General features: G+C 62.2%; 24 protein-coding genes. 12 read left to right on the top strand and 12 right to left on the bottom strand.

Features of this window, described 5'->3' with window-relative positions:
* Both ruvX and ccmI read right to left on the bottom strand, forming a co-directional pair.
* Nucleotides 1–465 carry a Holliday junction resolvase RuvX gene (gene ruvX, locus M3P21_RS14780; RefSeq protein ID WP_249710989.1) on the bottom strand — a complete coding sequence of 155 codons (465 nt, stop codon included), beginning with the start codon at nucleotides 463–465 and terminating at the stop codon, nucleotides 1–3.
* The gene (gene ccmI, locus M3P21_RS14775) at nucleotides 462–1,685 is read right to left on the bottom strand and encodes a c-type cytochrome biogenesis protein CcmI (RefSeq protein ID WP_249710988.1); all 1,224 of its coding nucleotides are present in this window, start codon (nucleotides 1,683–1,685) and stop codon (nucleotides 462–464) included. Before ccmI ends, ruvX begins: the two co-directional genes overlap by 4 nt.
* Before the next feature lie 176 nt (nucleotides 1,686–1,861).
* On the opposite strand from ccmI, the gene M3P21_RS14770 reads away from it, so the two are divergent.
* Complete coding sequence (locus M3P21_RS14770) at nucleotides 1,862–3,106, top strand: sarcosine oxidase subunit beta family protein (protein ID WP_249710987.1); 1,245 nt, start codon at nucleotides 1,862–1,864, stop codon at nucleotides 3,104–3,106.
* Here M3P21_RS14770 and M3P21_RS14765 read toward each other — a convergent pair.
* Entirely contained in the window at nucleotides 3,103–3,387 is a 285-nt protein-coding gene (locus M3P21_RS14765; RefSeq protein WP_249710986.1) for a hypothetical protein, read from the bottom strand. The two genes, M3P21_RS14770 and M3P21_RS14765, sit on opposite strands and share 4 nt — an antisense overlap.
* Before the next feature lie 288 nt (nucleotides 3,388–3,675).
* Between M3P21_RS14765 and M3P21_RS14760 the strand changes: the two genes are divergently transcribed.
* The 6 genes from M3P21_RS14760 to M3P21_RS14735 all read left to right on the top strand — a co-directional run bounded on the left by M3P21_RS14760 (nucleotide 3,676) and on the right by M3P21_RS14735 (nucleotide 9,297).
* Nucleotides 3,676–4,005 carry a TfoX/Sxy family protein gene (locus M3P21_RS14760; protein ID WP_249710985.1) on the top strand — a complete coding sequence of 110 codons (330 nt, stop codon included), beginning with the start codon at nucleotides 3,676–3,678 and terminating at the stop codon, nucleotides 4,003–4,005.
* Nucleotides 4,006–4,009: 4 nt separating this feature from the next.
* Complete coding sequence (locus M3P21_RS14755) at nucleotides 4,010–4,339, top strand: sarcosine oxidase subunit delta (RefSeq protein WP_249710983.1); 330 nt, start codon at nucleotides 4,010–4,012, stop codon at nucleotides 4,337–4,339.
* Nucleotides 4,340–4,389: 50 nt separating this feature from the next.
* Nucleotides 4,390–7,407: a sarcosine oxidase subunit alpha family protein gene (locus M3P21_RS14750; protein WP_249710981.1), complete on the top strand. Its 3,018-nt coding sequence runs from the start codon at nucleotides 4,390–4,392 to the stop codon at nucleotides 7,405–7,407.
* The gene (locus M3P21_RS14745; RefSeq protein ID WP_249710980.1) at nucleotides 7,400–7,966 is read left to right on the top strand and encodes a sarcosine oxidase subunit gamma; all 567 of its coding nucleotides are present in this window, start codon (nucleotides 7,400–7,402) and stop codon (nucleotides 7,964–7,966) included. Before M3P21_RS14750 ends, M3P21_RS14745 begins: the two co-directional genes overlap by 8 nt.
* A gap of 106 nt (nucleotides 7,967–8,072) precedes the next feature.
* On the top strand, nucleotides 8,073–8,486 hold the full coding sequence (locus M3P21_RS14740) for a hypothetical protein (RefSeq protein ID WP_249710978.1): 414 nt from the start codon (nucleotides 8,073–8,075) through the stop codon (nucleotides 8,484–8,486).
* A gap of 211 nt (nucleotides 8,487–8,697) precedes the next feature.
* Nucleotides 8,698–9,297 (top strand): superoxide dismutase, encoded by a 600-nt coding sequence (locus M3P21_RS14735; RefSeq protein ID WP_249710976.1) that lies wholly within the window; start codon nucleotides 8,698–8,700, stop codon nucleotides 9,295–9,297.
* Between the two features lie 206 nt (nucleotides 9,298–9,503).
* On the opposite strand, the gene M3P21_RS14730 is transcribed toward M3P21_RS14735, so the two are convergent.
* Both M3P21_RS14730 and M3P21_RS14725 read right to left on the bottom strand, forming a co-directional pair.
* On the bottom strand, nucleotides 9,504–9,662 hold the full coding sequence (locus M3P21_RS14730; RefSeq protein WP_249710974.1) for a hypothetical protein: 159 nt from the start codon (nucleotides 9,660–9,662) through the stop codon (nucleotides 9,504–9,506).
* Nucleotides 9,663–9,838: 176 nt separating this feature from the next.
* On the bottom strand, nucleotides 9,839–10,888 hold the full coding sequence (locus M3P21_RS14725; RefSeq protein ID WP_249710972.1) for a pyridoxal-phosphate dependent enzyme: 1,050 nt from the start codon (nucleotides 10,886–10,888) through the stop codon (nucleotides 9,839–9,841).
* 178 nt (nucleotides 10,889–11,066) lie between these two features.
* Between M3P21_RS14725 and M3P21_RS14720 the strand changes: the two genes are divergently transcribed.
* Genes M3P21_RS14720 through M3P21_RS14710 form a run of 3 tightly spaced genes read left to right on the top strand, consistent with a single transcriptional unit; the run spans nucleotide 11,067 to nucleotide 14,134 of the window.
* A complete protein-coding gene (locus M3P21_RS14720) occupies nucleotides 11,067–12,218 on the top strand; it encodes an amidohydrolase (protein ID WP_249710970.1) in 1,152 nt (383 codons plus the stop codon).
* Nucleotides 12,218–13,381 (top strand): M24 family metallopeptidase, encoded by a 1,164-nt coding sequence (locus tag M3P21_RS14715; RefSeq protein ID WP_249710968.1) that lies wholly within the window; start codon nucleotides 12,218–12,220, stop codon nucleotides 13,379–13,381. The genes M3P21_RS14720 and M3P21_RS14715 overlap by 1 nt, the downstream gene beginning before the upstream one ends.
* Nucleotides 13,382–13,390: 9 nt before the next feature.
* On the top strand, nucleotides 13,391–14,134 hold the full coding sequence (locus M3P21_RS14710; protein ID WP_249710966.1) for a maleate cis-trans isomerase family protein: 744 nt from the start codon (nucleotides 13,391–13,393) through the stop codon (nucleotides 14,132–14,134).
* Nucleotides 14,135–14,190: 56 nt separating this feature from the next.
* Here M3P21_RS14710 and M3P21_RS14705 read toward each other — a convergent pair whose 3' ends face one another.
* From M3P21_RS14705 to M3P21_RS14680, 6 genes are all read right to left on the bottom strand, one after another.
* Nucleotides 14,191–16,005, bottom strand: coding sequence for a BCCT family transporter (locus M3P21_RS14705; RefSeq protein WP_249710965.1), 1,815 nt, complete (start codon nucleotides 16,003–16,005; stop codon nucleotides 14,191–14,193).
* A gap of 78 nt (nucleotides 16,006–16,083) precedes the next feature.
* On the bottom strand, nucleotides 16,084–17,100 hold the full coding sequence (locus tag M3P21_RS14700; protein ID WP_249710962.1) for an Ldh family oxidoreductase: 1,017 nt from the start codon (nucleotides 17,098–17,100) through the stop codon (nucleotides 16,084–16,086).
* A 12-nt stretch (nucleotides 17,101–17,112) separates the two neighbouring features.
* The gene (locus M3P21_RS14695; RefSeq protein WP_249710960.1) at nucleotides 17,113–17,742 is read right to left on the bottom strand and encodes a DUF3726 domain-containing protein; all 630 of its coding nucleotides are present in this window, start codon (nucleotides 17,740–17,742) and stop codon (nucleotides 17,113–17,115) included.
* Nucleotides 17,739–19,421, bottom strand: coding sequence for a hypothetical protein (locus M3P21_RS14690; protein ID WP_249710958.1), 1,683 nt, complete (start codon nucleotides 19,419–19,421; stop codon nucleotides 17,739–17,741). The genes M3P21_RS14695 and M3P21_RS14690 overlap by 4 nt, the downstream gene beginning before the upstream one ends.
* Nucleotides 19,418–20,407: a membrane dipeptidase gene (locus M3P21_RS14685; RefSeq protein WP_249711011.1), complete on the bottom strand. Its 990-nt coding sequence runs from the start codon at nucleotides 20,405–20,407 to the stop codon at nucleotides 19,418–19,420. The genes M3P21_RS14690 and M3P21_RS14685 overlap by 4 nt, the downstream gene beginning before the upstream one ends.
* Nucleotides 20,407–21,852, bottom strand: a complete 1,446-nt coding sequence (locus M3P21_RS14680; RefSeq protein WP_373320031.1) for an aldehyde dehydrogenase family protein — start codon at nucleotides 21,850–21,852, stop codon at nucleotides 20,407–20,409. The genes M3P21_RS14685 and M3P21_RS14680 overlap by 1 nt, the downstream gene beginning before the upstream one ends.
* Before the next feature lie 102 nt (nucleotides 21,853–21,954).
* On the opposite strand from M3P21_RS14680, the gene M3P21_RS14675 reads away from it, so the two are divergent.
* Both M3P21_RS14675 and M3P21_RS14670 read left to right on the top strand, forming a co-directional pair.
* Nucleotides 21,955–22,827, top strand: coding sequence for a LysR family transcriptional regulator (locus M3P21_RS14675; RefSeq protein WP_249710957.1), 873 nt, complete (start codon nucleotides 21,955–21,957; stop codon nucleotides 22,825–22,827).
* Nucleotides 22,828–23,262: 435 nt separating this feature from the next.
* Nucleotides 23,263–24,471, top strand: a complete 1,209-nt coding sequence (locus tag M3P21_RS14670; protein WP_249710954.1) for an aminopeptidase P family protein — start codon at nucleotides 23,263–23,265, stop codon at nucleotides 24,469–24,471.
* Between the two features lie 71 nt (nucleotides 24,472–24,542).
* Here the strand turns inward: M3P21_RS14670 and M3P21_RS14665 are convergent, their stop codons facing one another.
* Nucleotides 24,543–26,144 carry a BCCT family transporter gene (locus M3P21_RS14665; protein ID WP_249710952.1) on the bottom strand — a complete coding sequence of 534 codons (1,602 nt, stop codon included), beginning with the start codon at nucleotides 26,142–26,144 and terminating at the stop codon, nucleotides 24,543–24,545.
* Nucleotides 26,145–26,172: the final 28 nt, after the last annotated feature.

Raw genomic sequence — 26,172 nt, 5'->3', positions numbered from 1 at the left:
CTACAACAGGCGCAATCTGTCCAGCGCCCCTTGCAAGATATAGCTTGCGGCCACGTGATCAATCACCTCGGCACGACGTTTTCGTGTCGTATCCGCCTCAAGCAGCGCTTTTTCCGCCGCAACCGTGCTGAGCCGTTCATCCCAGAACCCGATCGGCAGCTCGGTCAGCCGGGTCAGGTTGCGTGCAAAAGCCCGGGTCGACTGGCAGCGCGGCCCCTCGGAACCGTCCATGTTGCGGGGCAGGCCCAGAACGATGCCACCAATGTCGCGCTCGGCAATGATTTCGAGCAGGCGGTTGGCGTCCAGGGTGAATTTCTTGCGCCGCACGGTCTCCAGCGGGGTGGCCACCGTCCGCATGTGGTCCGAGACCGCAACACCGATGGTCTTGTCGCCCAGATCCAGCCCGACAAGCGCCGAAAAGCCGGGCAGGGCGGCGGCGAACTCTTCGAAGGGATCGGCGATCATTGTGCGGTATCCGCCTCTTGGCTTGCCTGGCGGATCAGGGCAAGGGCTGCGTCATTGCCGGCAAAGACCTGCTGCGCCTCGTGGAAGACGCGGTTGGCTTGAGCGCCTTCGCCCAGCACGCCCAGCGAGCGGATCAGGCGCGCCCATTCCTCGGCGGTGCCGCCTTCGGTCGCCAGCCGTTCGGACAACCCGGTCACCATGTTGCGAATGACATCGGCGCGTGCATCCGGCGCCATATTCTCGAAACCGGCCATGTCCTGCGCGCTGGGGCCGGGCAGGGCGGGGACGTCGGGCTGGTCGTATTTGACACCTGCGCGCGCTGCCACCTCACCGATGCGCGCCCGGATCGCGTCGACCCAGGGGGCGGGGGCCGGGTTGCTGCGCAGCGCTTCCTCCCAGACCCGGAACGCCGCGTCCGGGCGCCCGATCTGCAACATCATCACGCCCCAGTAATAGAGCGCGGTGCCATTGTCGGGGTCGAGATCCAGCGCCTGGTCCAGAACCGTCTCGGCCTGAGGAGAGACGTAACCGCCCGCCGCAGCGATCATCATTTCGGCCATCTCGGCATGATCATCCGCAGAGGCGTCATCGCCCATCAGCCTGATCGCGTCGGCCATCGCCTTGTAGGAGGCGCTGAAATTTCCCAGATTGGCTTCGTTCTGCGCCAGCAGGATGTGGCCCTGCAGGTCGTCGGGCCTGCTGGCGACAGCCGCGCGCAACTGCTCCATCAACTCGGCATATTTCGGGTCGATATTCGGTGCGGGCCGCTCTGGCTGCTCGGCCTCTGCCGAGGCCTGATCGGGACGATTGAGGCGTCTTTCCTCGGCCATCTCCTTGCGCAGACCGAGCGGCAGATCGCCATAGCCCGGCGCCCCAAGCGACCGATAAAGCATCAGACCGCCGCCCATCAGCGCGGCAATCAGCACCAGCGCGGTCACCCATGTGCCCCGGCGCGGCTGCGCCATGCCCTCGGACTCTTTGCGGATCAGGGCATCGGCGGCCAGGATGCGGCGCGAGATTTCGGTGCGGATGCGATCGGCATCACTCTCGCCGATCACACCGCGCACCAGATCGCGATCCACCCCGGCCAGTTGTTCGCGATAGACCCGCAGATCATAGGCCGCCGCTGGCTCGTCCTTGCTGCGGCAACGCAACAGCGTCAGCGCAAGCAGGGCGGCCACGACCAGGGCGGTCAGCGAGATGAGGATCCAGAACGTCATGTTGTCTTCCTTCGGATTGCCCTCATCTAGCCCTGCAAGCGCACAGGAAAAAGGCAAAAAGCATCACACGGGTTACCATGTCGCAATAAGACGATATTGCGACGTAACGTGGCGCGGGTATTCTTGGCCCGCGCGGCATACCTGCCGCAATCCCGCAGACCCGGATGGATTCGCTCATGAAACACTATTCTGCCTTTGCCGTCGCCCGCGAAGCTTTGCGCTCTCATACCGGCTGGGAACGCGCCTGGCGCTCGCCCGAACCAAAGAAGCGGTATGACGTGATCATCGTGGGCGCGGGCGGGCACGGGCTGGCGACGGCCTATTACCTGGGCAAGAATTACGGCATCCAGAATGTCGCGATCATCGAGAAGGGCTGGCTGGGCGGTGGCAATACCGGGCGCAACACCACCATCATCCGCTCGAACTATCTGCAGGACCCCTCGGCGGCGATCTATGAGAAATCCCGCAGCCTTTATGAACATCTCAGCCAGGACCTGAACTACAACCTGATGTTCAGCCCCCGTGGCGTGATCATGCTGGCGCAGACCCATCACGAGGTGCGCGGCTATCAGCGCACGGCCCATGCCAACGCGCTGCAGGGCGTGCCGACCGAGTGGATCGGGCCGCAGCGGGTCAAAGAACTGGTGCCGATCATCAATCTCGAAGGCCCGCGCTACCCGGTTCTGGGCGGGCTCTGGCAAGAGCGCGGCGGCACCGCCCGCCACGATGCGGTGGCCTGGGGCTATGCGCGGGCGTGCTCGGCCATGGGCATGGACATCATCCAGAAATGCGAAGTCACCGGCGTGCGTCAGGAAAACGGCCGCGTCACCGGCGTCGACACCACCAAGGGCGCGATTGAGTGCGAGAAACTGGGCATCGTCGTGGCAGGCCATTCCGGGCAACTGGCCGAGATGGCCGGGTTCCGCCTGCCGCTCGAGGCGGTGGCGCTGCAGGCGCTGGTCAGCGAGCCGATCAAACCCTGCATGGATGTGGTGGTCATGGCCAACACGGTGCATGGCTACATGAGCCAGTCCGACAAGGGCGAGATGGTGATCGGCGGCGGCACTGACGGGTTCAACAACTACACCCAGCGCGGCTCGTTCCATCATATCGAGGAAACCGTGCGGGCGCTGGTCGAGACCTTTCCGATGATCTCGCGCCTGAAGATGCTGCGCCAATGGGGCGGGATCGTGGACATGACCGGCGACCGCTCGCCCATCCTGTCGAAAACGCCGCTGGGCAACTGTTTCATCAATGGCGGCTGGGGCACCGGCGGGTTCAAGGCCATCCCGGGCTCGGGCTGGGGCATGGCGCAGCTGATGGCGACGGGCCATTCCCCGCTGACCGAGGCGTTTTCGCTGGACCGTTTCAAAGAAGGCCGCTTCATCGACGAAAGCGTCGCGGCGGGGGTGGCGCACTAATGCCTTTCGCCACTTATTGGAGAAGCATATTCAAGCAACTTGACTTGCAGCGCTTCGATTTCGAAGTCCAAGTCTCTGCACTCTCGGTCCAACAGGCGAAAATCCGATCCGAAGAGCTCGGACGCGAGACTTGCTCCCTGCAAGCTCTTTTCAAAGTCGGCTTCAAGCTTCATAGCGTTTTGCCAACGAGTAAAGGCGCGCTCATGAAGCGGCCTTTTGACCGCACGTTGTTTGCGGAGTGCTCGAATTTCGTGCTCAATGTCGTGTCTGTTACTGCTCATGGTGGCTCCTTGTTTCGGCGCGTTATCTCTCCAAAGAAAATACAGGGTCGAAACTCGGCACGCTATCTGGAAAATCCTGTGGATAACTTGTTGATAAGCAGGGGTTCTAATGGGGAAAGTAAGAAGAAATTATCTAGCTTCCCATATATATGTTTCTCCCGAAGAAAATTCGCATATTTCGTGGATTGGGCACCAGAGTGTCCACATCTTATCCACAGTCTAAATCGCGAACATTTTTTGAGTGTTCAGTGTATGTTTCGCCGGCTTGTATTTAGGGAGTGCTGCTAGATGCCCTATTCCGAAGCCATGGCCGACCTCATGCGCGCTGATCTGGGCGTTGAACCGGACCTCTCCGAGAAGAAGATGTTCGGCGGGCTTTGTTTTCTGCTGCATGGCCACATGGTCTGCGGCGTCCACAAGGATTTCGCCATGTACCGCCCCGGCAAGCCCCGCGAGGCCGAGGCGCTGGAGGCAGGCGCGCAGCCGCTCAGCTTCACCGGTCGCCCGATGGGCGGGATGGTGGAACTGGACGAGGGCGGCTTCGAGGATGCAGACCTGCGCGCCAAACTGACCGAAATGTCGCTGGCCAATGCCGCCAGCCTACCGCCGAAAGGATGACGAGATGCTGATCCTTCATTGCCCCTGTTGCGGCGTCGATGCCGAGGAAACGGAACTGCACGCCGGTGGCGAGGCGCATATCAAACGCTTTGGACCCGGATCGGATGACGATCAGTTCCACGATTATCTCTTCATGCGCGAGAACCCCAAGGGCGTGCATTTCGAGCGCTGGCAGCACGCCAACGGTTGCGGCAAATGGTTCCACGCGGCGCGTTGCACGGCGACGCTTGAGGTGTTCGGCACCTATCGGGCCCAGACCACCGAGCCGCCAAAAGATATCCGCGACGCCATCACCGCCAAGCGACCCGGCTGGGTCTGGAGGGAATTCTCCTGATGTCCGGCCACCTCTCCCTTCCGACCTCCCTCTGCGAAAGGTCCGCATAAATGAGCACCCGTCTTTCCAAACTCGGCCGCCTGATCGACCGGACCAAACAGGTCAGTTTCAGCTTCAACGGCACCACCATGCGCGGCTTTGCCGGTGACACGCTGGCCTCGGCGCTGCTGGCCAATGATCAGATGATGATGGGCCGGTCGTTCAAATATCACCGCCCGCGTGGTGTCGTGGCAAGCGGCGCTGAAGAGCCCAACGCGCTGGTGGGCCTGGGCGAGGGCAGCCGGTTCGAGCCGAACCAGCGCGCCACCACGACCGAGCTGTTCGAGGGTTTGAGCGCGAAGTCGCAGAACCACTGGCCGAACCTCGATTTCGATATCGGGGCGGTGAACACGGCATTCGCGCGGTTCCTGCCTGCGGGCTTCTACTACAAGATGTTCATCCATCCGCAGCCGTTCTGGAAACACGTCTACGAGCCGTTCATCCGCAAATCCGCAGGCCTGGGCAAAGCGCCCGATGCCGAGACACGCGATGCCGACACCTATGAGCATTTCTATGCCTTTACCGATGTGTTGATCATCGGCGGCGGCGTGGCAGGACTGCAGGCGGCCAAGGCGGCGGCGCTGACTGGTGTCAAGGTATTGCTGGTCGAACAAACCGCCCATTGGGGCGGACGCGCCCCGGTCGATGGCGGAACCATCGATGAGGGACCTGTGGATAAGTTCGTGGAACAAATCGTTTCCGAACTGGAGACAATGGACAATGTCACGATGCGCCTGCGCTGCATGGGGGCGGGGATCTATGACCACGGCTATGCGCTGGCGTATGAGCGCCTGACCGATCACGCGCCGCAGGTTGCAGGCCCACGCCACCGGTTGTGGCGCATCCGTGCCAAGCAGATCGTGACCGCCACCGGTGCGATCGAGCGGCCTTTGTCCTTTGCGGGCAATGACGTGCCCGGTGTGATGCTGGCCTCGGCCATGCGCGACTATGTGGTGAACTGGGGCGTGACTCCCGGCGAGCGGGTGGTTGTTGCGACCAATAACGACGACGCCTATCGCACCGCGATCACACTGAAAAACGCCGGTGTCGACGTGCTGCGCATTCTCGATGCGCGCGCTTCGGGCGGCGGCGCTCTGGCCGATGAGGTGCGGGCGCTGGGCATCCGCGTCGATCCGGGCAAAGCCATCGCCAAGGTCTCGGGCGGTAAACGTGTTAAGAAAGTCTCAATCTGCAACCAGGAGGGGATCGGTGGTGCGCGCGACGAGGTGTCGTGTGACGCGGTGGCCATGTCCGGTGGCTGGTCGCCCGTGGTGCATCTGTGGTCCCATTGCGGCGGCAAGCTGATCTGGGATGACGCGCAGGCCCATTTCCGCCCCGACCCCGACCGCCCGCCGCTGGGCGCGGATGGCGCGGGCTTTGTGAGCGTTGCGGGAGCGGCCAATGGCGCGCTGGCGCTGGGCGAGACCCTCAGTGATGCCAATGCCGCCGGTCTGGCTGCGGCAAAAGCGGCGGGCGGCAAGGCCAAGCGGCCCAAGGCTCCACTGGGCGAGAGCGCCGCTGAGCTGCCGATGGAGCCGGTCTGGCTGATGCCTGCCAATGCCGATACGCCTTTGCGGGTGAAATCATGGCTGGATTTCCAGAATGACGTGAAGGTCTCGGACGTGCAACTGGCCGCCCGCGAGGGATATGAGAGCGTTGAGCATACCAAGCGCTATACCACGCTCGGCATGGCAACAGATCAAGGTAAGTTGAGCAATATCAACGGTCTGGCGATTCTTGCTGATGCGCTGAATGCCGAAATCCCGCAGGTCGGCACCACCACCTTCCGCCCGCCCTATACCCCGATTTCAATGGGGGCCATTGGCGGCGAAGCGCGCGGCGAGGTGTTCCAGCCGATCCGCCGCACGCCGCTGCATGACTGGCACGACAGGAATGGCGCCGATTGGGAGCCGGTCGGTCATTGGCGGCGCCCCTATGCCTATCAGCTCCCTGGCGAAAGCGTTGAGGCAGCGGTGAACCGCGAGGTGAAGAACACCCGCGAAAACCTTGGTCTGCTTGACGCATCCACGCTGGGCAAGCTGATCGTCAAGGGCCCGGATGCGGGGCGGTTCCTGGACATGATGTACACCAACATGATGTCCACCCTGAAACCCGGCAAATGCCGCTATGGGCTGATGTGTTCCGAAAACGGCTTCCTCATCGACGACGGGGTGGTTGCCCGTATCGACGAAGATACCTGGCTGTGTCACACAACCACAGGGGGCGCCGAGCGTATTCACGCCCATATGGAAGAGTGGCTGCAGACCGAGTGGTGGGACTGGAAGGTCTATGTCGCCAACGTGACCGAGCAATACGCTCAAGTCGCGGTTGTCGGCCCCAATGCGCGCAAAGTATTGGAAAAACTCGGCGGCATGGATGTCAGCAAAGAGGCGTTGCCATTCATGGAATGGCGCGACGGTCAGATCGGTGGTTTTGACTGCCGTGCTTACCGCATCTCGTTCTCGGGCGAGCTCAGCTATGAGATCGCGGTTGCCGCCTCTCGGGGGCAGGCGTTCTGGGACGCGTTGACGGAGGCGGGGAAAGAGTTCGGTGTGATGCCCTACGGCACGGAATGTCTGCACATCCTGCGCGCCGAAAAGGGGTTCATCATGATCGGGGACGAGACCGATGGCACGGTGATCCCGCAGGATCTTGGCCTGCATTGGGCACTGTCCAAAAAGAAAGAGGATTACCTGGGCAAGCGTGCGCAGCAACGCAGCCATATGGCCGACCCGGACCGCTGGAAACTGGTGGGTCTTGAGACTGTGGATGGATCGGTTCTGCCCGACGGCGCCTATGCGGTGGGCGAGGGGACCAATGCCAACGGGCAACGCAACATGATCGGGCGCGTGACCTCGACCTATTACTCGGCCAATCTGGATCGCGGTATTGCCATGGGTCTGGTGAAACACGGTCCCGACCGGATGGGCGAAGTGATCGAGATCCCCGGAACCGACGGCAAGAGTTACAAGGCCAAGATCGTAGATCCGGTCTTTTTCGACAAGGACGGGGAGAAGCAGAATGTCTGAACCCATCAGCGCATTGAACGGCGCCCGCTATGACGGCATCGCAACCATCGAAGAGCTGGGCCTGCAAGGCATGATCACCCTGCGTGGCGATCTGGATGAGAAGGGGCTGGCCAAGGCCGCGGCGGCCGCAACCGACCAGCAGATGCCCGGCCCGCGCAAAGCACATGTTACGGATGACAGCGGGCTGTGCTGGATGTCGCCGGACGAGGTGCTGGTTCTGGTGCCCTATGCCGAGGTCGAGGATAAACTTGCCGGGATGGTCAAGGCGCTTGGCAACAGCCATGCGCTTGCGGTCAATGTCTCGGATGCGCGCGCGGTATTCCGGGTCTCGGGCACCCATGCGCGCGAGGTCGTGGCGAAGCTCGCACCGGTCGATCTGAGTGACGGGGCATTCAAACCCGGCGATTTCCGCCGCACCCGCTTGGCACAGGTAGCAGCCGCATTCTGGATGGAAGAGGACGGCGCGTTCCGCATCGTCTGTTTCCGCTCGGTTGCCGATTACGTGTTCAAGCTGCTCAAGGTCGCGGCGCAGCCGGGCAGCGAGGTCGGGGTGCTCTGAACCTATGGCGGCAGTTAGATTGACCCCTGGGCAAGTCTGATGTTTCGGGGTTGCGGGCCCTTCAAGTGATGGATAGAGCGGTTACTCAATTTGAGGGAGAGTAGCTGTGAACCAGTTGAGATTATCTATCGTTACGGGTGCGTTGTTGCTGGCAAATGGGGCGTTTGCCGGGCAGACTGTCTATGATTGCGAAATTGGCAGCCAGGAGAAATATGGCTGGATTTCTGAGCGCATGGTCTTTCTGGTCGATGATGCCGATCAATCGGTCATGGTGATCGACGCGATCGTGAAACATGTGAAAGGCGGCCCAATTCCCGCCACCGTCCGGTCGGTCAAGAACGGTAAATACAAGCTGAAATGGACATTGAGGAACATCGAGGCGCGTCAGGGTTCGTATACCGGAAAGTACAGTGCGACCCTTGATACCTCGAAGGCCAAAGTCAGCACACGGGCAAGTATTTCTGGCACGGACAACCGCCCGAGCGGGCACGGGAAGTGCAAAATTTCCAAGAACAAGTGAGCACTGCAATCCCTTTCCGTGATGTAAGGCTCAGCCCTGACGGCGATTTGGTAGCGTAACAACTGGAAACTGGCGAGGGTCGCACAGCAAGGCGCTCCCTCGTTTTCGTAAGTGATCCGCGCTTGTTTTCGCCATCCGCTCTTGACCTGCGGGCACCACCGCCGCATGTAACCTGTGGAACCGCAACATTCATTTTCAACAGGGGTCCACGATGGCTTTTGAACTTCCTGATCTTCCCTATGCACATGACGCTCTGGCTGCCAAAGGCATGTCGGCGGAAACGCTGGAATATCACCATGACCTGCACCACAAGGCTTATGTCGACAATGGCAACAAGCTGATCGCGGGCACCGAGTGGGACGGCAAGTCGCTGGAAGAGATCATCACCGGCACCTATGACGCAGGCTCCGTGGCGCAGAACGGCATCTTCAACAACATCAGCCAGCTGTGGAACCACAACCAGTTCTGGGAGATGATGGGCCCCGGCGGCAATGCGATGCCGGGTGAGCTGGAAAGCGCGTTGGCAGAGAGCTTCGGCTCGGTCGATGAATTCAAGTCGCAGTTCAGCGCCGCCGGTGCCGGTCAGTTCGGCTCGGGCTGGGCCTGGCTGGTCAAGAACGCGGATGGCTCGCTGGCCGTGACCAAGACCGAGAACGGGGTGAACCCGCTCTGCTTCGGTCAGACCGCGCTTCTGGGCTGCGATGTGTGGGAACACAGCTATTACATCGATTTCCGCAACAAGCGCCCCGCCTACCTGTCGAACTTCCTCGACAATCTGGTGAACTGGGAAAACGTCGCCAGCCGGATGTAATCCGGATCACGACGGCGACTTCGCGAGAATTCAGACAAGGCCCGCTGGCAGAAATGCTGGCGGGCCTTTGTTTGTTTCGTGGGCGCGTGGTCGGGGCGCGACGCGGCGCCGCCGACAGGGTGATTGGGCAAAGGAAGATTCAAAAAAACTGCGCCCCCGTCAGGGGAAAGACGAGGGCGCAGCGTGGCCGGGGGAGGGTCGTTGGGTCAGGGTTTCAGAACGGTGACGGTTTTGGTCACCGGCTGTTTGGGTGTGTCGGGAAATGTGAAGGTCTTCGCGATCCCGCCGACCGGAAATCCACCCGCCATCGCGGGCGCTGCGGCAGTTGTCAGGATCAGTGCGGCTGCAATCAAAAGGGGTTTCATCGTCTTCTCCGTTCTAAACTGTTTGGTTCACATCACATGATCTAAACAGGACAGTTCAGTTTTCAAGGGCGGCTGAACCAAATAGTTCACTTTTTTTTCGAAAGGCGATTTTTACCCCCGTCAGCGGACGTGGCGGCAGAAGGTGTCAGAATGTTGCTGGTGCTTGCCCAGGTTGGTCAGGCGGGGCCTTCGGACAGGATGACAAGCGGCCGGATCGCGTGGTCGTCAGCCGTCTGCGGGGGATGCTTGAGCAGTGCGCCATACCCCGCCGCACCGGACGGGGTGGTTGCGACGCCCATGGCCCCTACTGCGTGTGAGGCTGCGCTGCCTTCTTCTTCCGTCAGCGTTTCATAGCGCACGCCGCAGCGTTCCAGAACGTGCCAGGCGACGATAGAGGGTTCCTTGCAATCCAGCCGGCCCATATTCGAGTCCGGCCCATCAGCCCGGGTTGGCTGCCCGGCAATGTGGCTGGCTTTCAGACAGGGGGCGGCCTCGGGTTCGACAACGATCAGTTCCGGCTGCTCGGCCCAGTTCAGGCGGATCATGTGGGCCATTGCGGCGGCTAGCCCACCCACGCCTGCCTGCAAATACACATGGGTCGGCCAGGTGCCGGAGGCCTCGAAAGCCTGGCGCAGCTCCTCGGCGATGACGCAATACCCTTCCATGACCAGCTTGGGGATCTCGGTGTAGCCCGGCCAGGTGCCATCCGCCAGCAGGATCGCGCCAGAGCTGTCGGCATCGGTGATGGCGGCGGCGACACTGTCGTCATACACATCGCCCGAGCGTACAACCTCGGCACCCATAGCCCGCAGCCGTTCGGCAAAGCCTTCGGGCACGGTATTGGCCAGATGTACCCGCGCCTTGGCGCCCATCGCGCGCGCACCCGCCGCGACGCCCATGCCGTGATTGCCCGCGCTGGCGCAGACAAAGCTGAGGGTGGCGGCAAAGGCACGGATATCCGCGTCGCCCAGACGCGCAAGCGTCAGGGTCTCGCCGGTCCGGGCCAGCCATTCGGCCTGCAATATCCGCGCCACCGCATAAGGCGCGCCAAGCGCCTTGAACGCGCCCAGCCCCATGCGACTGGTTTCGTCCTTGGCCAGAACCTCCTGCCCGTTCGATGCCTGCAAATGCAGCAGCGGCGAGGTCGTATAAGCGTCCTGGGTCCTGAAAAAGCTCAGGGCGCGGTTGAAATCCGGGTCAAAGTCGATGTTGTCGGAATGTGTCATGCCAGCGGGCCCGCCCTTGTGTCGTTCAGAAGTCTTCGGGACTTTGTCGTCCATGGCACGAAAGAAGTCGACAAATCCCGCAAAGGCAATCAATTTCGTCCTATGGTGCGCTGCAATCTCCGCCAACGGGCAGTTTCACCTTCGCCGTTTTGCCCAACAGACCCAAAGACCTGCCACCATGTCCGACTTTCACTCCCGACTGACCGATCAGCGCCGCGACTTTCACCGCAACCCCGAACTGGGGTTTCAGGAGGCGCGGACAAAGGCGCAGGTCGCGCAATCGCTGCGCCATCTTGGGATCGACGTGCATGAGGGGGTCGGGATCGTCGGTGTCTTGCGGAGGGGGCAGGGCAACCGCGCCATCGGGCTGCGCGCGGATATGGATGCGCTGCCGATCGCCGAGACCTCTGGCCATGGCTATCCCTCGCAAAATCCGGGCGTGATGCATGCCTGCGGCCATGATGGCCACATGACGATGCTGCTGGGCGCTGCCGAACGGCTGGCGCAGGAGGGCGGGTTCGACGGCACCGTGGTGTTCCTGTTCCAACCCAATGAGGAACACGGGCTGGGCGCGCGCGCGATGATCGACGACGGCGTGCTGGAACAGTTTCCCATCGACGAGGTCTATGCCATTCACAATCTGCCCGGTGCGCCGGTGGGCCAGATCTCGACCCGGGCGGGGATCATCTGCAACAGCGAAACACTGTTCGAGATTACCGTTCACGGGCAGGGGGGGCATGCCTCGATGCCGCAGGCCGGGGTGGATGCGATCACGGTCGGGGCCGAAATGGTACTGTCGTTGCAGACCATCGTGGCGCGCAAACTGGCGCCCGATGCGGGGGCTGTGGTGTCGGTCACCGAGTTTCTGGCCGACGGGCAGCGCAATGTCCTGCCCGGAACGGCCACGCTGAAGGGTGATTTTCGCGCCCGCGCGCCGCAGGACCGCGCCGAGATCGAGAGGTTCATGCGCCAGATCGCCGAAGGCGTCGCGGCAGCGCATGGGGTCGAGGCGGTGGTGTCGTTCAAGACCGATTTTGTCGAGACCATCAATGCTTCGGACCCCGCCGAGGCGGTCTATCGCGCCGCCGAAGCCGCAGGCCGCGATCTGATCCGTAACCGCCCGCCCATGAGCTTTTCTGAAGATTTCGCGCAGTTCTGCGCCGCCGTTCCGGGCTGCTTCCTGCTGCTTGGTAATGGTGAGGACGGGCCAAACGGGCAACCGCTGCACGCCTCCGATTATGATTTCAACGACGATCTTCTGCCCATCGGGGCAGAGTTCTGGGTCCAGCTGGTGCGGGACCGCCTGCCAATTCGAAAGGACCGACCCTGATGGCTGCACCTGATCGAGGGTTCCCCGAGACGGAATTCGCCACCCGCACCGCCCGCGCGCAGGCGCTGATGGCACAAACCGGTTTGGCCGGCCTGCTGCTGATGACCGAGGCGGAGGTGCGCTATTTCAGCGGCTTTCACACGCTGTTCTGGCAAAGCCCGACGCGCCCCTGGTTCCTGTTTGTACCCGCAGACGGCAAGCCCATCGCGATCATCCCCGAAATCGGCGCCGAATTGATGCGCGCCACCTGGATCGAGGATATCCGCACCTGGAGCGCGCCCGCGCCCAAAGATGACGGCATCAGCCTGCTGAGCGACCTGCTGCTGCCTCTGGCAAGCGGTGGCGAGACCATCGGCGTCCTGAAAGGCCACGAGACCGCCTTGCGCATGCCGCTTGGCGATTACGAACGCCTGATGCAGGGGCTAAGCGGCTTGCAGGTCGCGGATGCAACCGCGCTGATCCGGTCCCTGCGCATGGTGAAATCCGAGGCCGAGATCGAAAAGCTGGCCCATATCTGCTCTATTGGTTCGCGCAGCTTCGCCCGCGTTCCCGACTTCGCCCATGAGGGCCAGCCGCTGGAGGATCTGTTCCGCGCCTTTCGCCGCGAGGCGTTGGCGCAGGGCGCGGATGATGTTCCCTACCTTGTGGGCGGAGCGGATCAGGGTGGCTATCACGATGTGATCTCGCCCCCCTCGCGGCGTCCGCTGGCACGGGGAGACATCCTGATGCTGGATACCGGCGCCAATTGGGACGGGTATTTCTGTGATTTCGACCGCAACTTTGCCATCGGCGCGGCGGACAGCGCCTCGCGGCGCGCTTATGACGTGCTCTGGCGTGCAACCGAGGCCGGGATTGCCGCCGCGCGTCCCGGCACAACTTGCCGCCAGTTGTTTCAGGCGATGCAGAGTGTGATCGCGGAACTGGACGATCAGGGCGGCGATGTCGGGCGTCTTGGCCATGGGTTGGGGATGCAACTGACCGAATGGCCCTCGCATGCCGCATTTGACGACACCGAGATTGTCGAGAACATGGTGCTGACGCTGGAGCCGTCCCTGAGCTACGGCGATGGCCGGATCATGGTGCATGAAGAGAATATCGTAGTGCGCCGGACCGGCGCGCAGCTTTTGTCCGCGCGCGCCGCGCCGGACCTTCCGATCATTTGAGGGCGTGACATGAAGCTGGATTTCGACACGGACGGGGGCATCGGGACACGCGCCACGCTGGGGGTGATCGTGCTTGAGACCGACGAAACGATCGAGTCGGAATTCGCGCGGATCATGGCGCTTGAGGGGGTCGCTCTCTATCACAGCCGGATTCCGATGGTGCCCGAAATCCGCCCCGACACGCTGGCGAAGATGGAAGGTGACCTGCCTGCCTCGGCGCGGCTGTTTCCGCAATCGCTCGATTTCGACGTCATCGGGTATGGCTGCACTTCGGCCTCGAGTGTGATCGGCTCGGACAATGTGGCGCGTGCGGTTCAGACCGTATTCCCTGATGCGCGTGTCAGCGACCCGCTCGCTGCCGTCATTGCCGCCGGGCGCGCGCTTGGGGTCAGGCGGCTGGGCTTTGTCACCCCTTACGTGCCCGAGGTCTCGGGGCGGATGCGGCAGAGGCTGGAAGAGGCGGGGTTCGAGATCGCCGGGTTCGGGTCCTTCGAAGAAGGCGATGACCGGATTGTGGCCCGCATCACCGAACGCGCAATCATGGCCGCAGCGACCCGAGTTGCGGCAGCGGTACCGTGCGATGCGGTCGTGATTTCTTGCACGAACCTGCGCTGTCTGGGTGTCATTGACGAGATCGAGGCCACCACCGGCGTGCCGGTGATCACCAGCAATCAGGCGCTTGCCTGGCACATGTTGCGGCTTGCAAAAATCCGCGATGCCTTGCCGGTTCTGGGTCAGCTTGGCCGCCAATAGAGCGGGAGCGCTGCGAATGCGGACAGCCCCTGAAAAGGGCTGCCCGCCTGTTTGATTTATTCGGCTATGACGGTGTGCTTCTCGCGCAACCCGTCACGATAGAGCGCCTTGGCAAGGGCAACGCACATCAGCCCCATCACCACGGTAAAGGGCAGCGCCCCGATGATCATCGCATTGCGCAGCGCATCCATCGGGTTGTTCTCGCCCGCCGCAAGGATCAGCGCCCCGATCACGGCGGTCAGGATGAAGCCCCAGATGATCTTGTGCTTGTTGCCGACCTTCTGATCGCCGCCCGACATGATGGTGTTCATCACCAGAATGCCGGAATCCGCCGAGGTGACCAGGAAGGTCATGATCAGCACAACGCACATCACGGTGATGCCCGACAGCAACCCGCCCGAGATCATCTCTTGCAAGGTCACGAACAGCTTGGCCGTGTTGGACGCGCCGATGATGGCGCCCTCGGCAGAGCCGGTCAGTTCCAGATCAATGGCGGTACCGCCCAGGATGGTCATCCAGGCGAAACAGACCATTGCCGGGGCAAAGACGCATCCGATAATGAACTCACGCACCGAACGCCCCTTCGAGATGCGGGCCAGGAACAGGCCGACAAAGGGCGAGAACGCGATCCACCAGGCCCAGTAGAAGGTGGTCCATCCGGCCTGCCAGCCGAACTGACGCCCTTGCTCGCCCGCCGCATAGGCTGCGGTGAGGACGTTGTCCGGCAGTGCTGCGGCCTCCCCTTCGAGACCCGATTTGAAGCCATCGAAAGACCCCCAGGCATTGGTTGCGCCGCTATAGAGCGTTTCCGCAAAAGGTGCGGCCTCGGAAGGCAGCGCCGCTACGAATACGGTCTCGGATTGCGGGCTGAACGCGCCGAAGCTCAGCGAGATGAAATGCAGCATGTAGTCCACGAAGGCGGTGGCATAGGTGGTCATGGCAAACAGGAACGATCCGAACACCACAAAGACCATCAGCAGGATCAGCGACAGAACCAGGTTCAGGTTCGACAGGTATTTCACGCCACGCCCGACTCCGGACACCGCCGAAATGATCGACAGCCCCATGATGACGACCAGACCCGACAGCAGACCAACCGTGCTGGGCTCGGGTGTTTCACCGGTCAGATCCATCATCCATTCCATGCCTGAAATCGCATAAAGCCCGTCAATGAACTGGGATACGCCAAAGCCGATGGTGACCGACACGCCCAGAATGGTCGCAACCACCCCCAGAACGTCGACGACATGACCCAGGAATCCGTTCATCAACCGGCCAAACAGCGGTGTCAGTGCGGTGCGGATGGTCAGCGGCATGTCACGGGTATAGGCGTAATAGGCCAGCGACAGCCCGGTCACCACGTAGATGGCCCAGGCATGAAAACCGTAATGCAGGAAGGTATAGCGATAGCCCGATTGCAGCGCCGCTTCGGTGTTGGCCTCGACCGCACCGGCCAGAACCACCGGGTTTGACCCCCAGAGGCCCAGCGGCTCGGCGGTGGCGAAGACCATCAGGCCGACACCAAGACCGGCCCCGAACATCATGGAAAACCACGAGAAATCGGAAAACTCCGGCTTCTCGCCCTCGGGCCCCATGACCCGCCTGCCGGTCCGCGGCAGGATTGCCACCACAAACAGGAAGAACGCGAACAGGCCGACGATGACGATGTAAAACCCGTTGAAATCCTCAAGCAGACGCCAGTTCAGGCTGCCCAGAACGCCGTTGGCATTGGCTGGCCAGACCAGCGCCCAGATCACCAGCCCGACCATGATCGCCTTGCTGAGCAAGGCAATCTCAAGACTGTGGCCCTCATAAAACCCGCCTGCAGATCTGTTTATCTGCAGGTCGGTAAACGGTTGTTTGATAGACATGTGTTTCCTCCCTGTTCGCACCTGTCCTGATTTGCCGGGATTGTCTGTTGTGATGAACGGTTTCCCGGTTTTGGCCGCTCAGTTGTTCTTCAGAATGGCCTCGATCTTTGCCAGCGTGGCCAGGTTGACTGCCACCCCGTCTTCTCGGGCCGTGAGGCGCTTGCCGCGTCGGCCATCTCCGGGCAAATGTGCGCCCTCCTGAAAGCGGATGGCTTCGACAAGATCGGCAATCCCGGTCGCAAATGCGTCACCCGCAGTGACGGAGGGGTCTATGGCGATGAAAAACTGCCCGGTTTTCGGCGGGCCGCCCGCCGTACCCGAGAAGGGCGAGGCGTGGATGCCCAGTGTCGCGCCGGTCAGCGCTGCCGCCATGATTTCGGTGAGCAGGGCGATGCCGACCCCCTTGTAGCCGCCCGATGGCGCCATCGAGCCCTTCAGTCCGATCTCGGGGTCGGTTGTGGGGTTGCCTGCGCTGTCCAGCGCCCATCCCACCGGGATCGGTTTGCCCTCGCGCGCGTGTTTCATCACCTCGCTTTTCGCGATGGTGCTGGCGCTCTGGTCGATCAGCAGGGCAGGCTGGCCATCGCTGCCGGGCACCGCGACGGAAAACGGGTTGGTGCCGACAACCGGCTTGGACCCGCCCGAAGGCGCGATCGAGGCGGGTGCGTTGGTAAAACCGATCCCTACCAGCCCGGCCTGGGCCAGACGATAGGTATGATAGCCCAGAACGCCGCAATTATAGCTGTTCGAGATCGCCAGAGCCGCCACGCCTTGCGTGCGCGCGGCGGGGATCAGGGCTTCGAATCCCAGTTCGATCGCGGCATGGGCAAAGCCGGTGGCCGCGTCGACCCGCACCACGCCCGGTCGGGGTTTGGACAGGGTTGGCACCGCTTGCCCGTCGACCTTTCCGCATTGCACATGCTCGCAATAGATCGGGATATAAGCCAGCCCGTGGCTTGCCACCCCGTCCGCTTCAGTGGCGGCGGTGGCCACGGCCAGCGGACGCGCATTTGCTTGCGATGTGCCCGCCGCGACCAGGGCATCAAAGGACAGCGCCTCGATCTCGGACAGCGAGAGTGTCTTGGTCTGGGTCAATTGGGCGTCTCCTCAATCATTGTCTGACAGACCGGCACCTGCGCCCAGCAGCCGCGATTCCTCGGTGGCGGGCGCATAGATGCGGTGGGCGAAACGGTTCAGAACCTCCTGGGTCTCGGGGGCAGGGGTGGCGCGGCTATGGTGCGCGCGCGGGGTGGAAGGTGTGCCGCCAGCCTCAACGCGCAGCAACGCGGCGTGTTCCGGCGCGTGATCCGGCGCGCTCAGCGCGGTCCCATCGGTGGTGGCGGTCCAGTCCCCGCTTGTCACCGTCACCACTTGTTCCAGCCTGCGGGCGGCGTGGGCGGCAAAGGGCAGGATCAGCGCAGGCTGCGCAACGTGGCGCATTTCAACCGGGCCCTGCGCCAGGCGGTCGGCGCAATCGGACAGGGTGACCCCGGCAAGCAGCGGGCAGAGCGCGGCATTGCCCTGCCAAGGTCCGTTCGGATCAGCCAGTGCGTGGTCCTGTAATGACACGGCAAAGCCCTGCTCCAGCAACTCCGCCAGCACCGCCCCGCCATCCAGCCCCTGCGCACAGAGCCAGCGGGTCGCCTTGGCGGCCTCTTCGGCCAGCCCCCAGCTATAGCCACCGCCGCGCGTCGCGCGTTTGGACAGGGCCTCCATCTCGTTCAGCGACAGACTCATTCCCCCTCCTCGGGATAGACCCACAGATCGGCGGTGTCCTGTGTCAGATCCTCGGGATAGGGCGCGCCCGCATACATGCAGATCCGAACCCAGCGGTCTGAGCGTGGGTCGAAATGGGTGGCGCCAAAGAAGGACAGCTTGGCCCGCAGCATGTCGATGGGCAGCACATTGGCACTGATCGTGTTGTCCTGAACCTCGCTATAGGGCGCGATCCGGCTCATCTGGGCGCGGCGGATCGTGTGGCGGTGTTCGGGATGGCGCATCAGGAACCGGGACACCGGCTGGTCCGCATCGAAATCCGCAAGTCTTTTGTGGGCGGCAACAGCGTCGCGCGCCGGGGCCAGCGGCTGCTCATATTCCGTGATGGGTTCGTCGAACCGCTCGCCCATTCGCGGCTCAAGCTTTTCTTCCGAGACATACCATGCCCGGGCGCAATTTTCCGGCGCGCTCCAATCCAGATCGAGCGCCCAGCCGAACCGGTCTTCGATCAACGCGCGGACCTCCTTGATCGGCATCGCGCCATCGATCACAAACGCATCGGCATTGCTGTCGGCCAGACAACTGGACAGCCCGTCCACCTCGTCCCCGTAAGGTTCCAGGATCAGCGAGGCGACAAGTTCCTGACCCTCCTCGCTCAGCGCGCTCTCGGACCAGCGCATCAGGCGGTCCCAGGGATAGTCCTGCAACAGGCTCTCTGCGCCCATATGATCCTCAAGCGCCTGCATGTCCGCCCTGAGCCGGGCCAGCTTGTCGATCTGAATGGGGTGGGCAGAGCGCCAGCGCGCAACCGAAACTGCGCTGCGTTTCAGCAGGCTGCGAAACACGTCGACCTCGGCCTGCGTCGCGGCCGGGTGCGAGCGGACGCGGGCAATCGCCTCTTCCCGCGCCATGATCCAGTTGTTGAACAAAACGGGATGGTTGATGATGAAGGGCGCCATGCCCAGACCGGTAGAGTTGCCGATGCCCAGCTGGCGGGCAATGGCGGGATCAAGCCGCGCGGCCCGGTCGCCGCCCTTGATCCGGGCCATATGCTCGGCAAGGTCGCGCACGAATATGCGGGTCAGGTAGACCGACAGCATCTCGGCCTGGAACGGGGCCTGCAATTCGGGACGCGCGGCAAGGGTTTCCCGGTCCGCCGCGCCGAATTTGCCCGAGCCGTAGACCGCCGTGGTGCGCATCAGGTAGCCCACGCTGTCGATCTGTTCGGGGTCGGGCTGCTGGCCCGCCGCAAGCCTGCCCACCACATGCGACCACAGCCGCACCGACCGGTTGGCGCGTGACAGCGACAATTCGCGTTCGCTGATGCGCCCGGCCTCCTGCAGGGGCACGTTCCGGGACAGCCGGTCGATATCCGCAGCCGACGGGAGACCGTCAAACAGGGTGAAGGTGGCATCCCAGGCCTCGGCAATCACCCGGTCCGAGCGTTGCTCGGGGGGCAGATCATGGGCGAAGGCGACCAGCGAATAGGCGCGTTCCGGGCCCTGCACGGAATAGACGGCCCGGCCCACACCTGCATCATCGATGTCGAACACAGGGCGGGAGAACTGCCAGTTTTCCTGTGCCATGCGGCGCATCAGGATACGCATGAAACTCAACCGGCACTGATGCAGCGATCCAAGCCGCTTCAGCCGCATCACCTGCGCCGGGTCGCGGCGGGGGATATGCGGGCTGGTGGTCATGCCTGTTGCGGCCCGAAATTCCGGTCAAAGAACCGGTACCAGTTGCCGCCCATGATCCCTGCGACCTCGTCGTCATTCATGCCGACCGCACGCAGCCCGCTTTCGAGATTGCCGAAATCGCGGTTGTCCCGGAACCATGTCGGCATGGGCGGGAAACCGGGTGCCGAGGCCGAGCCTTCGCCATAGTCGATTTCCTTGGTCCAGCGCCCGACCCGCATCCATTCGACGATGCTGTCGGGCTGATCCTGACACAGATCGGTGCCGATCCCCAGGTTCTGGACGCCATATGTGTCGGCGGTGCGGGCGATCATCTCGCAGAAGCTTTCCAGCGTGCAGGCGGATTTGTCCTTCAGGTGATGCGGGTAGACCGAAAAGCCCAGCATGCCGCCATTCTCGGTCACCGCACGGATCACCGCATCGCGCTTGTTGCGCAGGGCGGGGGACCAGTCGTGCGGGTTGGCATGGGTGATGGCGATGGGACGTTCGGACAGTTCAGCGGCTTCAATGGTCGAGCGGTCAGCCGAATGGCTCATATCGACCACGAGGCCGACGCGGTTCATCTCGCGGATGACCTGCTTGCCCATGCGGGTGATGCCGGTGTCCTCGGCCTCGTAACAGCCGGTCGCCAGCAGCGACTGGTTGTTGTAGGTCAGTTGCATGAAGCGGGCGCCAAGGTCATGCAGGATTTCGACCAGCCCGATATCGTCCTCGATGGGCGAGGGGTTCTGGAACCCGAAGAACACCGCCGTGCGGCCGGTGTCACGTGCCGTGTCGATATCGCTGGCCCAGCGGCCCTTCATGATCAGATCGGGATATTGCTCGAACCAGCGGTTCCACTTTTCGAAGTTCAGCACCGTCTCGCGGAAATTCTCGTGGTAGGAAATGGTGACGTGGATCGCGTCCACGCCGCCCTCACGCAGTTGCCGGAAGATCTTTTCCGACCAGTTGGCATATTGCAGCCCGTCTATCCTTGGGCCGGGTCGCATCACACAGGCGTTCCGGCGCTGATATAGGCGGTTTTGACCGTCGTGTAGAACTCTGCCGCCGCCTTGCCCTGTTCGCGCGGACCGTAGGAGCTGTCGCCGCGCCCGCCGAAGGGCACGTGGTAATCGGTGCCAGCGGTAGGCAGGTTGACGGTGACAACCCCGGTGCGGGCATTGCGGCGGAAATGGGTGGCGCGGGCGAGGCTTTGCGTGACGATGCCCGAGGTCAGGCCAAAATTGGTGTCATTGACGACACTCAGCGCCTCGTCATAGCTGGCGACCTTGATGACGCTGGTCAGCGGCGCGAACATCTCTTCGCGGTTGATCCGCATGTCGTTGGTCGAGTTCAGGAACACGCCCGGGCTCATGTAGAAGCCGTCATGCGGCATCTCCAGCCGCTGACCACCGCAGGCCAGTTCGGCGCCTTCGGATGTGCCCAGATCGACATAAGCCAGGTTCTCCTGCAGTTGCTGTTCGCTGACGATGGGGCCCATTTGCACGCCCGCCTCCAGCGCGTGGCCAACTTTTATGGCTTGCGCACCTGCGACGAGTTTCTCGACGAAAGCATCATGCACGCCGGCATGAACTACGAGCCGGGAGGAAGCAGTACATTTCTGACCCGAGCCGCCGAATGCGCCGCCAAGCGCCAGCGTCACGGCCAGATCGAGATCGGCGTCGTCCATCACGGCCAGCGCGTTTTTCGACCCCATTTCCATCTGCACCTTGGTCAGGTTCTGGATCGCGGCTGCGGCGATACCCTTGCCAACCGGAACCGAGCCGGTGAAGGAAATCGCGTTGACCTTGGGGCTTTCCACCAGACGCTGACCCACAGAGCGGCCCGAGCCCATCACCAGACTGAACAGACCCTTGGGGATGTCCTGCCGTTCGATGATCTCACTCAGCGCCACGGCAGAGGCGGGGGTGATGTTGGCGGGTTTCCAGACCACCGCGTTGCCATAACACAGCGCCGGGGCGATCTTCCACGAGGCGGTTGCGGTCGGAAAGTTCCACGGGCTGATGATGGCCACCACGCCCACGGCTTCGCGACGCACGTCGATCTCGACGCCGGGGCGCACGCTGTCGGCGTTTTCGCCGATCTGGCGCAGGCATTCGGCGGCATAGTAGGTAAAGAACTGTCCTGCGCGATAGACCTCGCCCTTGCCCTCGGCCAGTGGCTTGCCTTCTTCGCGGCTGAGCAGCGTGCCCAGTTCTTCGGCGCGGGACATCAACTCGGTGCCGATGGCCATCAGCACGGCCTGCTTGCGCTCGGGGCCAAAGGCTTCCCACTCGGCCTGTGCAATGCGAGCCTGATCCAGTGTGGCGTCAAGCTGGTCCGCACTGGCCTGGGTGAACATCCCCACAAGATCGCTCAGATCCGAAGGGTTACGGTTTTCAATCTCGCTCTCGCCTGCCAGCCAGTCGCCAGCAATCAGGTTCAGTTTGGTCAAGGTCAGCCCCAAATCCTGTTGTCAAATTTGGATCAGGATGGACTTCGCTTACCGCATCAGTCAAACTCAAATAACTGAACCAAACTTCAAGAAAACTTAAGTATGGCCGTCAAGATCGAAATGCTGCGCTGCTTTTGCATCGTGGCGCAGACCGGAAACCTGGGTGAGGCGGCCGACAGGCTGGGGCGTACGCAATCGGCGGTGTCGATGACGCTCAAGCAGCTTGAGGATCATCTGGGCAAGCGCCTGTTCGAAGGTGAGCGCAAGAACCAATTGTCGCCCTTGGGCGAGCAGGTGTTCGAGCTGGCTCAAAGGCAGGTCCGCCAGTTCGACGAGGCGGTGCAGGGGATCGAGGCTGCCGCCCAGGCCAGCCATGGGTTGATCCGCATCGTCTCGGTTCCTTCCGTTGCGGCGTTGATCTTTCCACAGGTGCTGGAGTTTTTGACCGCGCGCTTTCCCGGTCTCAAGGTCGAGCTGCGCGACACCGACAGCCAGCAGGTGTTGGATGCGTTGGCAGAAGGCAAGGCCGAGATCGGCATCGCCTCGGGTCTGCATCCGTTGAACGGGGTCAAGGCGGTGCCGCTGATGGAGGACCGCTTTGGGCTGGTCTGCGCCGCAGATCATCCGCTGAACACACGCCCCGAGCCGCCCGAGATTGCCGATGTGGTGGCCAGCGCCTTTGTGCGTAACGCCCTGTGCGAGTTGATTGAAACACCGCAGTTTCACGTCGCGATCGAGCGGGCGGATGTGACGATCCACAACACCCATTCGCTGATCACCATGATCCGCACGGGCAAGTGGATCACGGTGCTGCCGCAAACGGTGGCGCGGTTCATTCCGGAAACAACCGCCTTCCGGCCGATCTCGGATCTGCCGGACAGGCGGCAGGTCTATCTCTACAGCCGCGAAAAGTCGCGGTTCGACGAGATGACCGAGGAATGCCGTGCCTTCATCCTGTCCTGCAATCTGGGGTGACCCGGGCCAGTCTCAAGGCCGTAAGGTGCAGTTTGTAATCCAGTCAAAGCTGCCATCGTCGCGCTCTTGCACCGCCTGTTTGGGGTCGGTCCCTTCGGCATCATGCGCCGGATCGTACCCGGCGCAGCCAGCTCGTGCGGCAGATCATCGTCGACGGCGTTCATTGCCTCTGGCCTGTTCCGGGTGATCCGCCCGATGCGCCCGTCTTTTTCATAGAGCACCTGCGGCATTCCCACCTCCCTCGATGATGCGACCATAGCGGATCAAGCGGACGCGAAACGACATTGAAGTGGCGCAAAGGGACTGGCATTGTCGGGTAGGTTTTGGCAGATTGCGCTCAGGCTTCTGGCGATGGCGTCGCCAGGTTTCCCGCCCGGAAACGCGCCAATACACAAACAGTCCTGAACGCCGGGACCTCTTTGATCGGAGGTCGAAATGACTGCACGTCCTGAATTCTCTCGGTTCCACAATGGCGAAAAGGCGGGTCTGCAATTTGCCGACAGCGAATATGCCGCGCGCATCGAGGGCTTGCGCAAGCGCCTTGCCGAGGCGGGGGCCGATGCCGCCGTTTTCACCTCGATGCACAATATCTCGTATTACGCGGGCTTCACCTATTGCGCATTCGGGCGTCCCTATGCGCTGGTGGTGACGCCGAGCGAATGCGTGACCATCTCAGCCGGGATCGACGCGGGCCAACCCTGGCGGCGCTGTTATGGCGACAACATCACCTATACCGACTGGCAGCGCGACAATTACTGGCGCGCGATCGCGTCGGTGACCGGAACGGGCAAGGTGATCGGAACTGAAAGCGACCACCTGACGCTGTTGCAACAGGGCAAGCTACAGAGCTTTCTTGCGCCGTCGAAGTCGGTCGATTTGTACGAGACGACCATGCGCCAGCGCATGCACAAGTCGCCCGCCGAGATCGAGCTGATCCGCGCCGGGGCTGCGGTGGCGGATGTGGGCGGCTATGCGATCCGCGACGCGATCAAGGAAGGCACGCGCGAAATCGATGTCGCAATGGCCGGGCGCGACGCGATGGAGCTGGAGATCGCCAAGCGCTTCCCCGAGGCCGAATATCGCGATACCTGGGTCTGGTTCCAGTCGGGGATCAACACCGATGGCGCGCATAACCCGGTCACCGGTCGCCGTCTGGAACGCGGGGATATCCTGTCGCTGAACACCTTCCCGATGATCTCGGGCTATTACACCGCGTTGGAACGCACGCTGTTCGTGGGCGAGGTGGACGCGGCCAGCCTGAAGCTCTGGCAGGCCAATATCGGCGCGCATGAGCTGGGGATTTCGCTGCTGAAACCCGGTGCCTCCTGCGCCGAGGTGACCCACCAGATCAACGACTTCTTTGCCGAGCGTGATCTGCTGCAATATCGCACCTTCGGCTATGGGCATTCCTTTGGCGTACTGTCGCATTACTACGGGCGCGAAGCCGGGCTGGAATTGCGCGAGGATATCGACACGGTGCTGGAACCGGGCATGGTGATCTCGATGGAGCCGATGCTGACCATCGCCGACGGGCAGCCCGGGGCAGGGGGCTATCGCGAGCACGATATTCTGGTGATCACCGAGGACGGTAACGAGAACATCACGGGCTACCCTTATGGCCCCGAGTTCAACGTGGTGGGCTGAGCGGGAACCATGCTCCGAAACATAAGAGAGGCAGCCGAAGCTGCCTCTCTTTTTTTCGATCGGTCTGGAATTTATCGGTTCAGGAACTCCAGATCGTATTTGTCGGCCACATCCGGCACCGGATGTTCGGCGTGCAGCGCGTGGACGATGCCGTAGATCATCAGCAGCAGGATCACCGCGATAGGCAGACCGGCCACGATCGAGGCGGTTTGAAGCGCGCTCAACCCGCCTGCCATCATCAGGACGCCCGCCACCACACCGGCGGTCAGGCCCCAGAAGATGCGGAACTTGACCGGCGGATGCTCGTCTCCCATCGACAGCATCGTGCACATCACCAATGTGCCCGAGTCCGACGATGTCACGAACCAAGAGATCAGCAGGATCGTGATCAGCACGGTGATCGGGTAGGTCAGCCACGTATAGCCGAAGCCCTTGACCGTCGCGAAGACGCCTGCGGCATAATCGTTGTTCACCGCTTCGACGACGCCGGCGTCATAGAACAGATCGACGCCTGCCGCTGCACCACCAAAGACGCCCATCCACAGCATCACAACGGATGTCGGGATCAACAGCACGCAATAGCAGAACTGCTTGATGGTGCGGCCTTTTGAGACGCGGGCGATGAACAGGCCCACAAACGGGCACCATGCGATCCACCAACCCCAGTAGAAGATGGTCCACCAGCTCTGCCACTGGTTCTCGGGCTCGCCATTGATCCAGAAGCCCATCGGAATGACGGTCCACAGATAATCGCCAAAGCCCGAGATAGTGATGCCCAGCAGGAAGGCGGTTGGCCCGAGGATGATGAACAGGATCAGAAGGCCGATGCTGGCCATCACATTCGCTTCCGACAGGATTCGCACGCCCTTGCCGACGCCCGATGCTGCCGAGGCGGTTCCGAGACAGGTGATGACCGCCACGAGGATCAACTGGTTGGTCTGGGTATTGGCCATCCAGCCCAGATCCTCAAGCCCGGCGGCAATCGGTGTGACGCCCAGGCCCAGAGATGTGGCCAGACCAAAGATCGTGCCAAACACGCCGACCAGGTCCACCAGATGCCCCCAGGGACCATAAATCCGGTCCTTGAGCACCGGATAAAGCGCCGTGCGCAGGGTCAAGGGCAGACCGTGGCGATAGGAAAAATACGCCAGGCTCAACCCGACCAGCACATAAAGCGCCCAGCCATGGAACCCCCAGTGAAAGTTGGTGATGGTGACCGCAGACACCGCCGCATCCACCGACCCGGCTTCGATCCCGGCACGTTCCATGAACGGGCTGCCCTGAATGTGGAACATCGGCTCGGCCACGCCCCAATAGATCAGCCCCGACCCCAGACCGGCACTGAACAGCATGCAGATCCACGAGAAGGTCGAAAAATCGGGTTCGTCGTCATCCTTGCCCAGCTTGACATGGCCAAACCGGCTGATCATCAGCCAGAGCACAAAGAACAGGGCCGCATTCACCACCAGCACATAGAACCAGTCCAGAGACCCGATGATGAAATCCTTGCCCGAGGCAAAAATCGCGCTTGATGCCTCGACGTCGCGGATCGTGTAAAAGACGAAGCCCAGGATCATCACCATGGACGCGATGCCCATCGTGGGGTTCATCCCTTTGAACAAGCCCGACTTCGCAACAAGGTTGTCAGGTCTGTCTGTTGTTTGATCACTCATTTTATCAATACCTCTTTTGCCCTGTTGT

This window comes from Ruegeria spongiae, assembly GCF_023502395.1.
In the GTDB taxonomy this organism is placed as follows: Bacteria; Pseudomonadota; Alphaproteobacteria; order Rhodobacterales; family Rhodobacteraceae; genus Ruegeria_C; species Ruegeria_C spongiae.
This window is presented reverse-complemented; position numbering and strand designations above follow the sequence as displayed.

Bases quoted from the DNA above. Each gene is read 5' to 3' on its own strand.
- M3P21_RS14765 (WP_249710986.1), bottom strand. From the start codon at position 3,387: ATGAGCAGTAACAGACACGACATTGAGCACGAAATTCGAGCACTCCGC.
- M3P21_RS14715 (WP_249710968.1), top strand. From the start codon at position 12,218: ATGGCTGCACCTGATCGAGGGTTCCCCGAGACGGAATTCGCCACCCGC.
- M3P21_RS14670 (WP_249710954.1), top strand. From the start codon at position 23,263: ATGACTGCACGTCCTGAATTCTCTCGGTTCCACAATGGCGAAAAGGCG.
- M3P21_RS14745 (WP_249710980.1), top strand. From the start codon at position 7,400: ATGTCTGAACCCATCAGCGCATTGAACGGCGCCCGCTATGACGGCATC.
- M3P21_RS14685 (WP_249711011.1), bottom strand. From the start codon at position 20,407: ATGCGACCCGGCCCAAGGATAGACGGGCTGCAATATGCCAACTGGTCG.
- M3P21_RS14750 (WP_249710981.1), top strand. From the start codon at position 4,390: ATGAGCACCCGTCTTTCCAAACTCGGCCGCCTGATCGACCGGACCAAA.
- M3P21_RS14770 (WP_249710987.1), top strand. From the start codon at position 1,862: ATGAAACACTATTCTGCCTTTGCCGTCGCCCGCGAAGCTTTGCGCTCT.
- M3P21_RS14665 (WP_249710952.1), bottom strand. From the start codon at position 26,144: ATGAGTGATCAAACAACAGACAGACCTGACAACCTTGTTGCGAAGTCG.
- M3P21_RS14735 (WP_249710976.1), top strand. From the start codon at position 8,698: ATGGCTTTTGAACTTCCTGATCTTCCCTATGCACATGACGCTCTGGCT.
- M3P21_RS14760 (WP_249710985.1), top strand. From the start codon at position 3,676: ATGCCCTATTCCGAAGCCATGGCCGACCTCATGCGCGCTGATCTGGGC.
- M3P21_RS14755 (WP_249710983.1), top strand. From the start codon at position 4,010: ATGCTGATCCTTCATTGCCCCTGTTGCGGCGTCGATGCCGAGGAAACG.
- M3P21_RS14730 (WP_249710974.1), bottom strand. From the start codon at position 9,662: ATGAAACCCCTTTTGATTGCAGCCGCACTGATCCTGACAACTGCCGCA.
- M3P21_RS14695 (WP_249710960.1), bottom strand. From the start codon at position 17,742: ATGAGTCTGTCGCTGAACGAGATGGAGGCCCTGTCCAAACGCGCGACG.
- M3P21_RS14690 (WP_249710958.1), bottom strand. From the start codon at position 19,421: ATGACCACCAGCCCGCATATCCCCCGCCGCGACCCGGCGCAGGTGATG.
- ccmI (WP_249710988.1), bottom strand. From the start codon at position 1,685: ATGACGTTCTGGATCCTCATCTCGCTGACCGCCCTGGTCGTGGCCGCC.
- M3P21_RS14720 (WP_249710970.1), top strand. From the start codon at position 11,067: ATGTCCGACTTTCACTCCCGACTGACCGATCAGCGCCGCGACTTTCAC.
- M3P21_RS14705 (WP_249710965.1), bottom strand. From the start codon at position 16,005: ATGTCTATCAAACAACCGTTTACCGACCTGCAGATAAACAGATCTGCA.
- M3P21_RS14710 (WP_249710966.1), top strand. From the start codon at position 13,391: ATGAAGCTGGATTTCGACACGGACGGGGGCATCGGGACACGCGCCACG.
- M3P21_RS14725 (WP_249710972.1), bottom strand. From the start codon at position 10,888: ATGACACATTCCGACAACATCGACTTTGACCCGGATTTCAACCGCGCC.
- M3P21_RS14675 (WP_249710957.1), top strand. From the start codon at position 21,955: ATGGCCGTCAAGATCGAAATGCTGCGCTGCTTTTGCATCGTGGCGCAG.
- ruvX (WP_249710989.1), bottom strand. From the start codon at position 465: ATGATCGCCGATCCCTTCGAAGAGTTCGCCGCCGCCCTGCCCGGCTTT.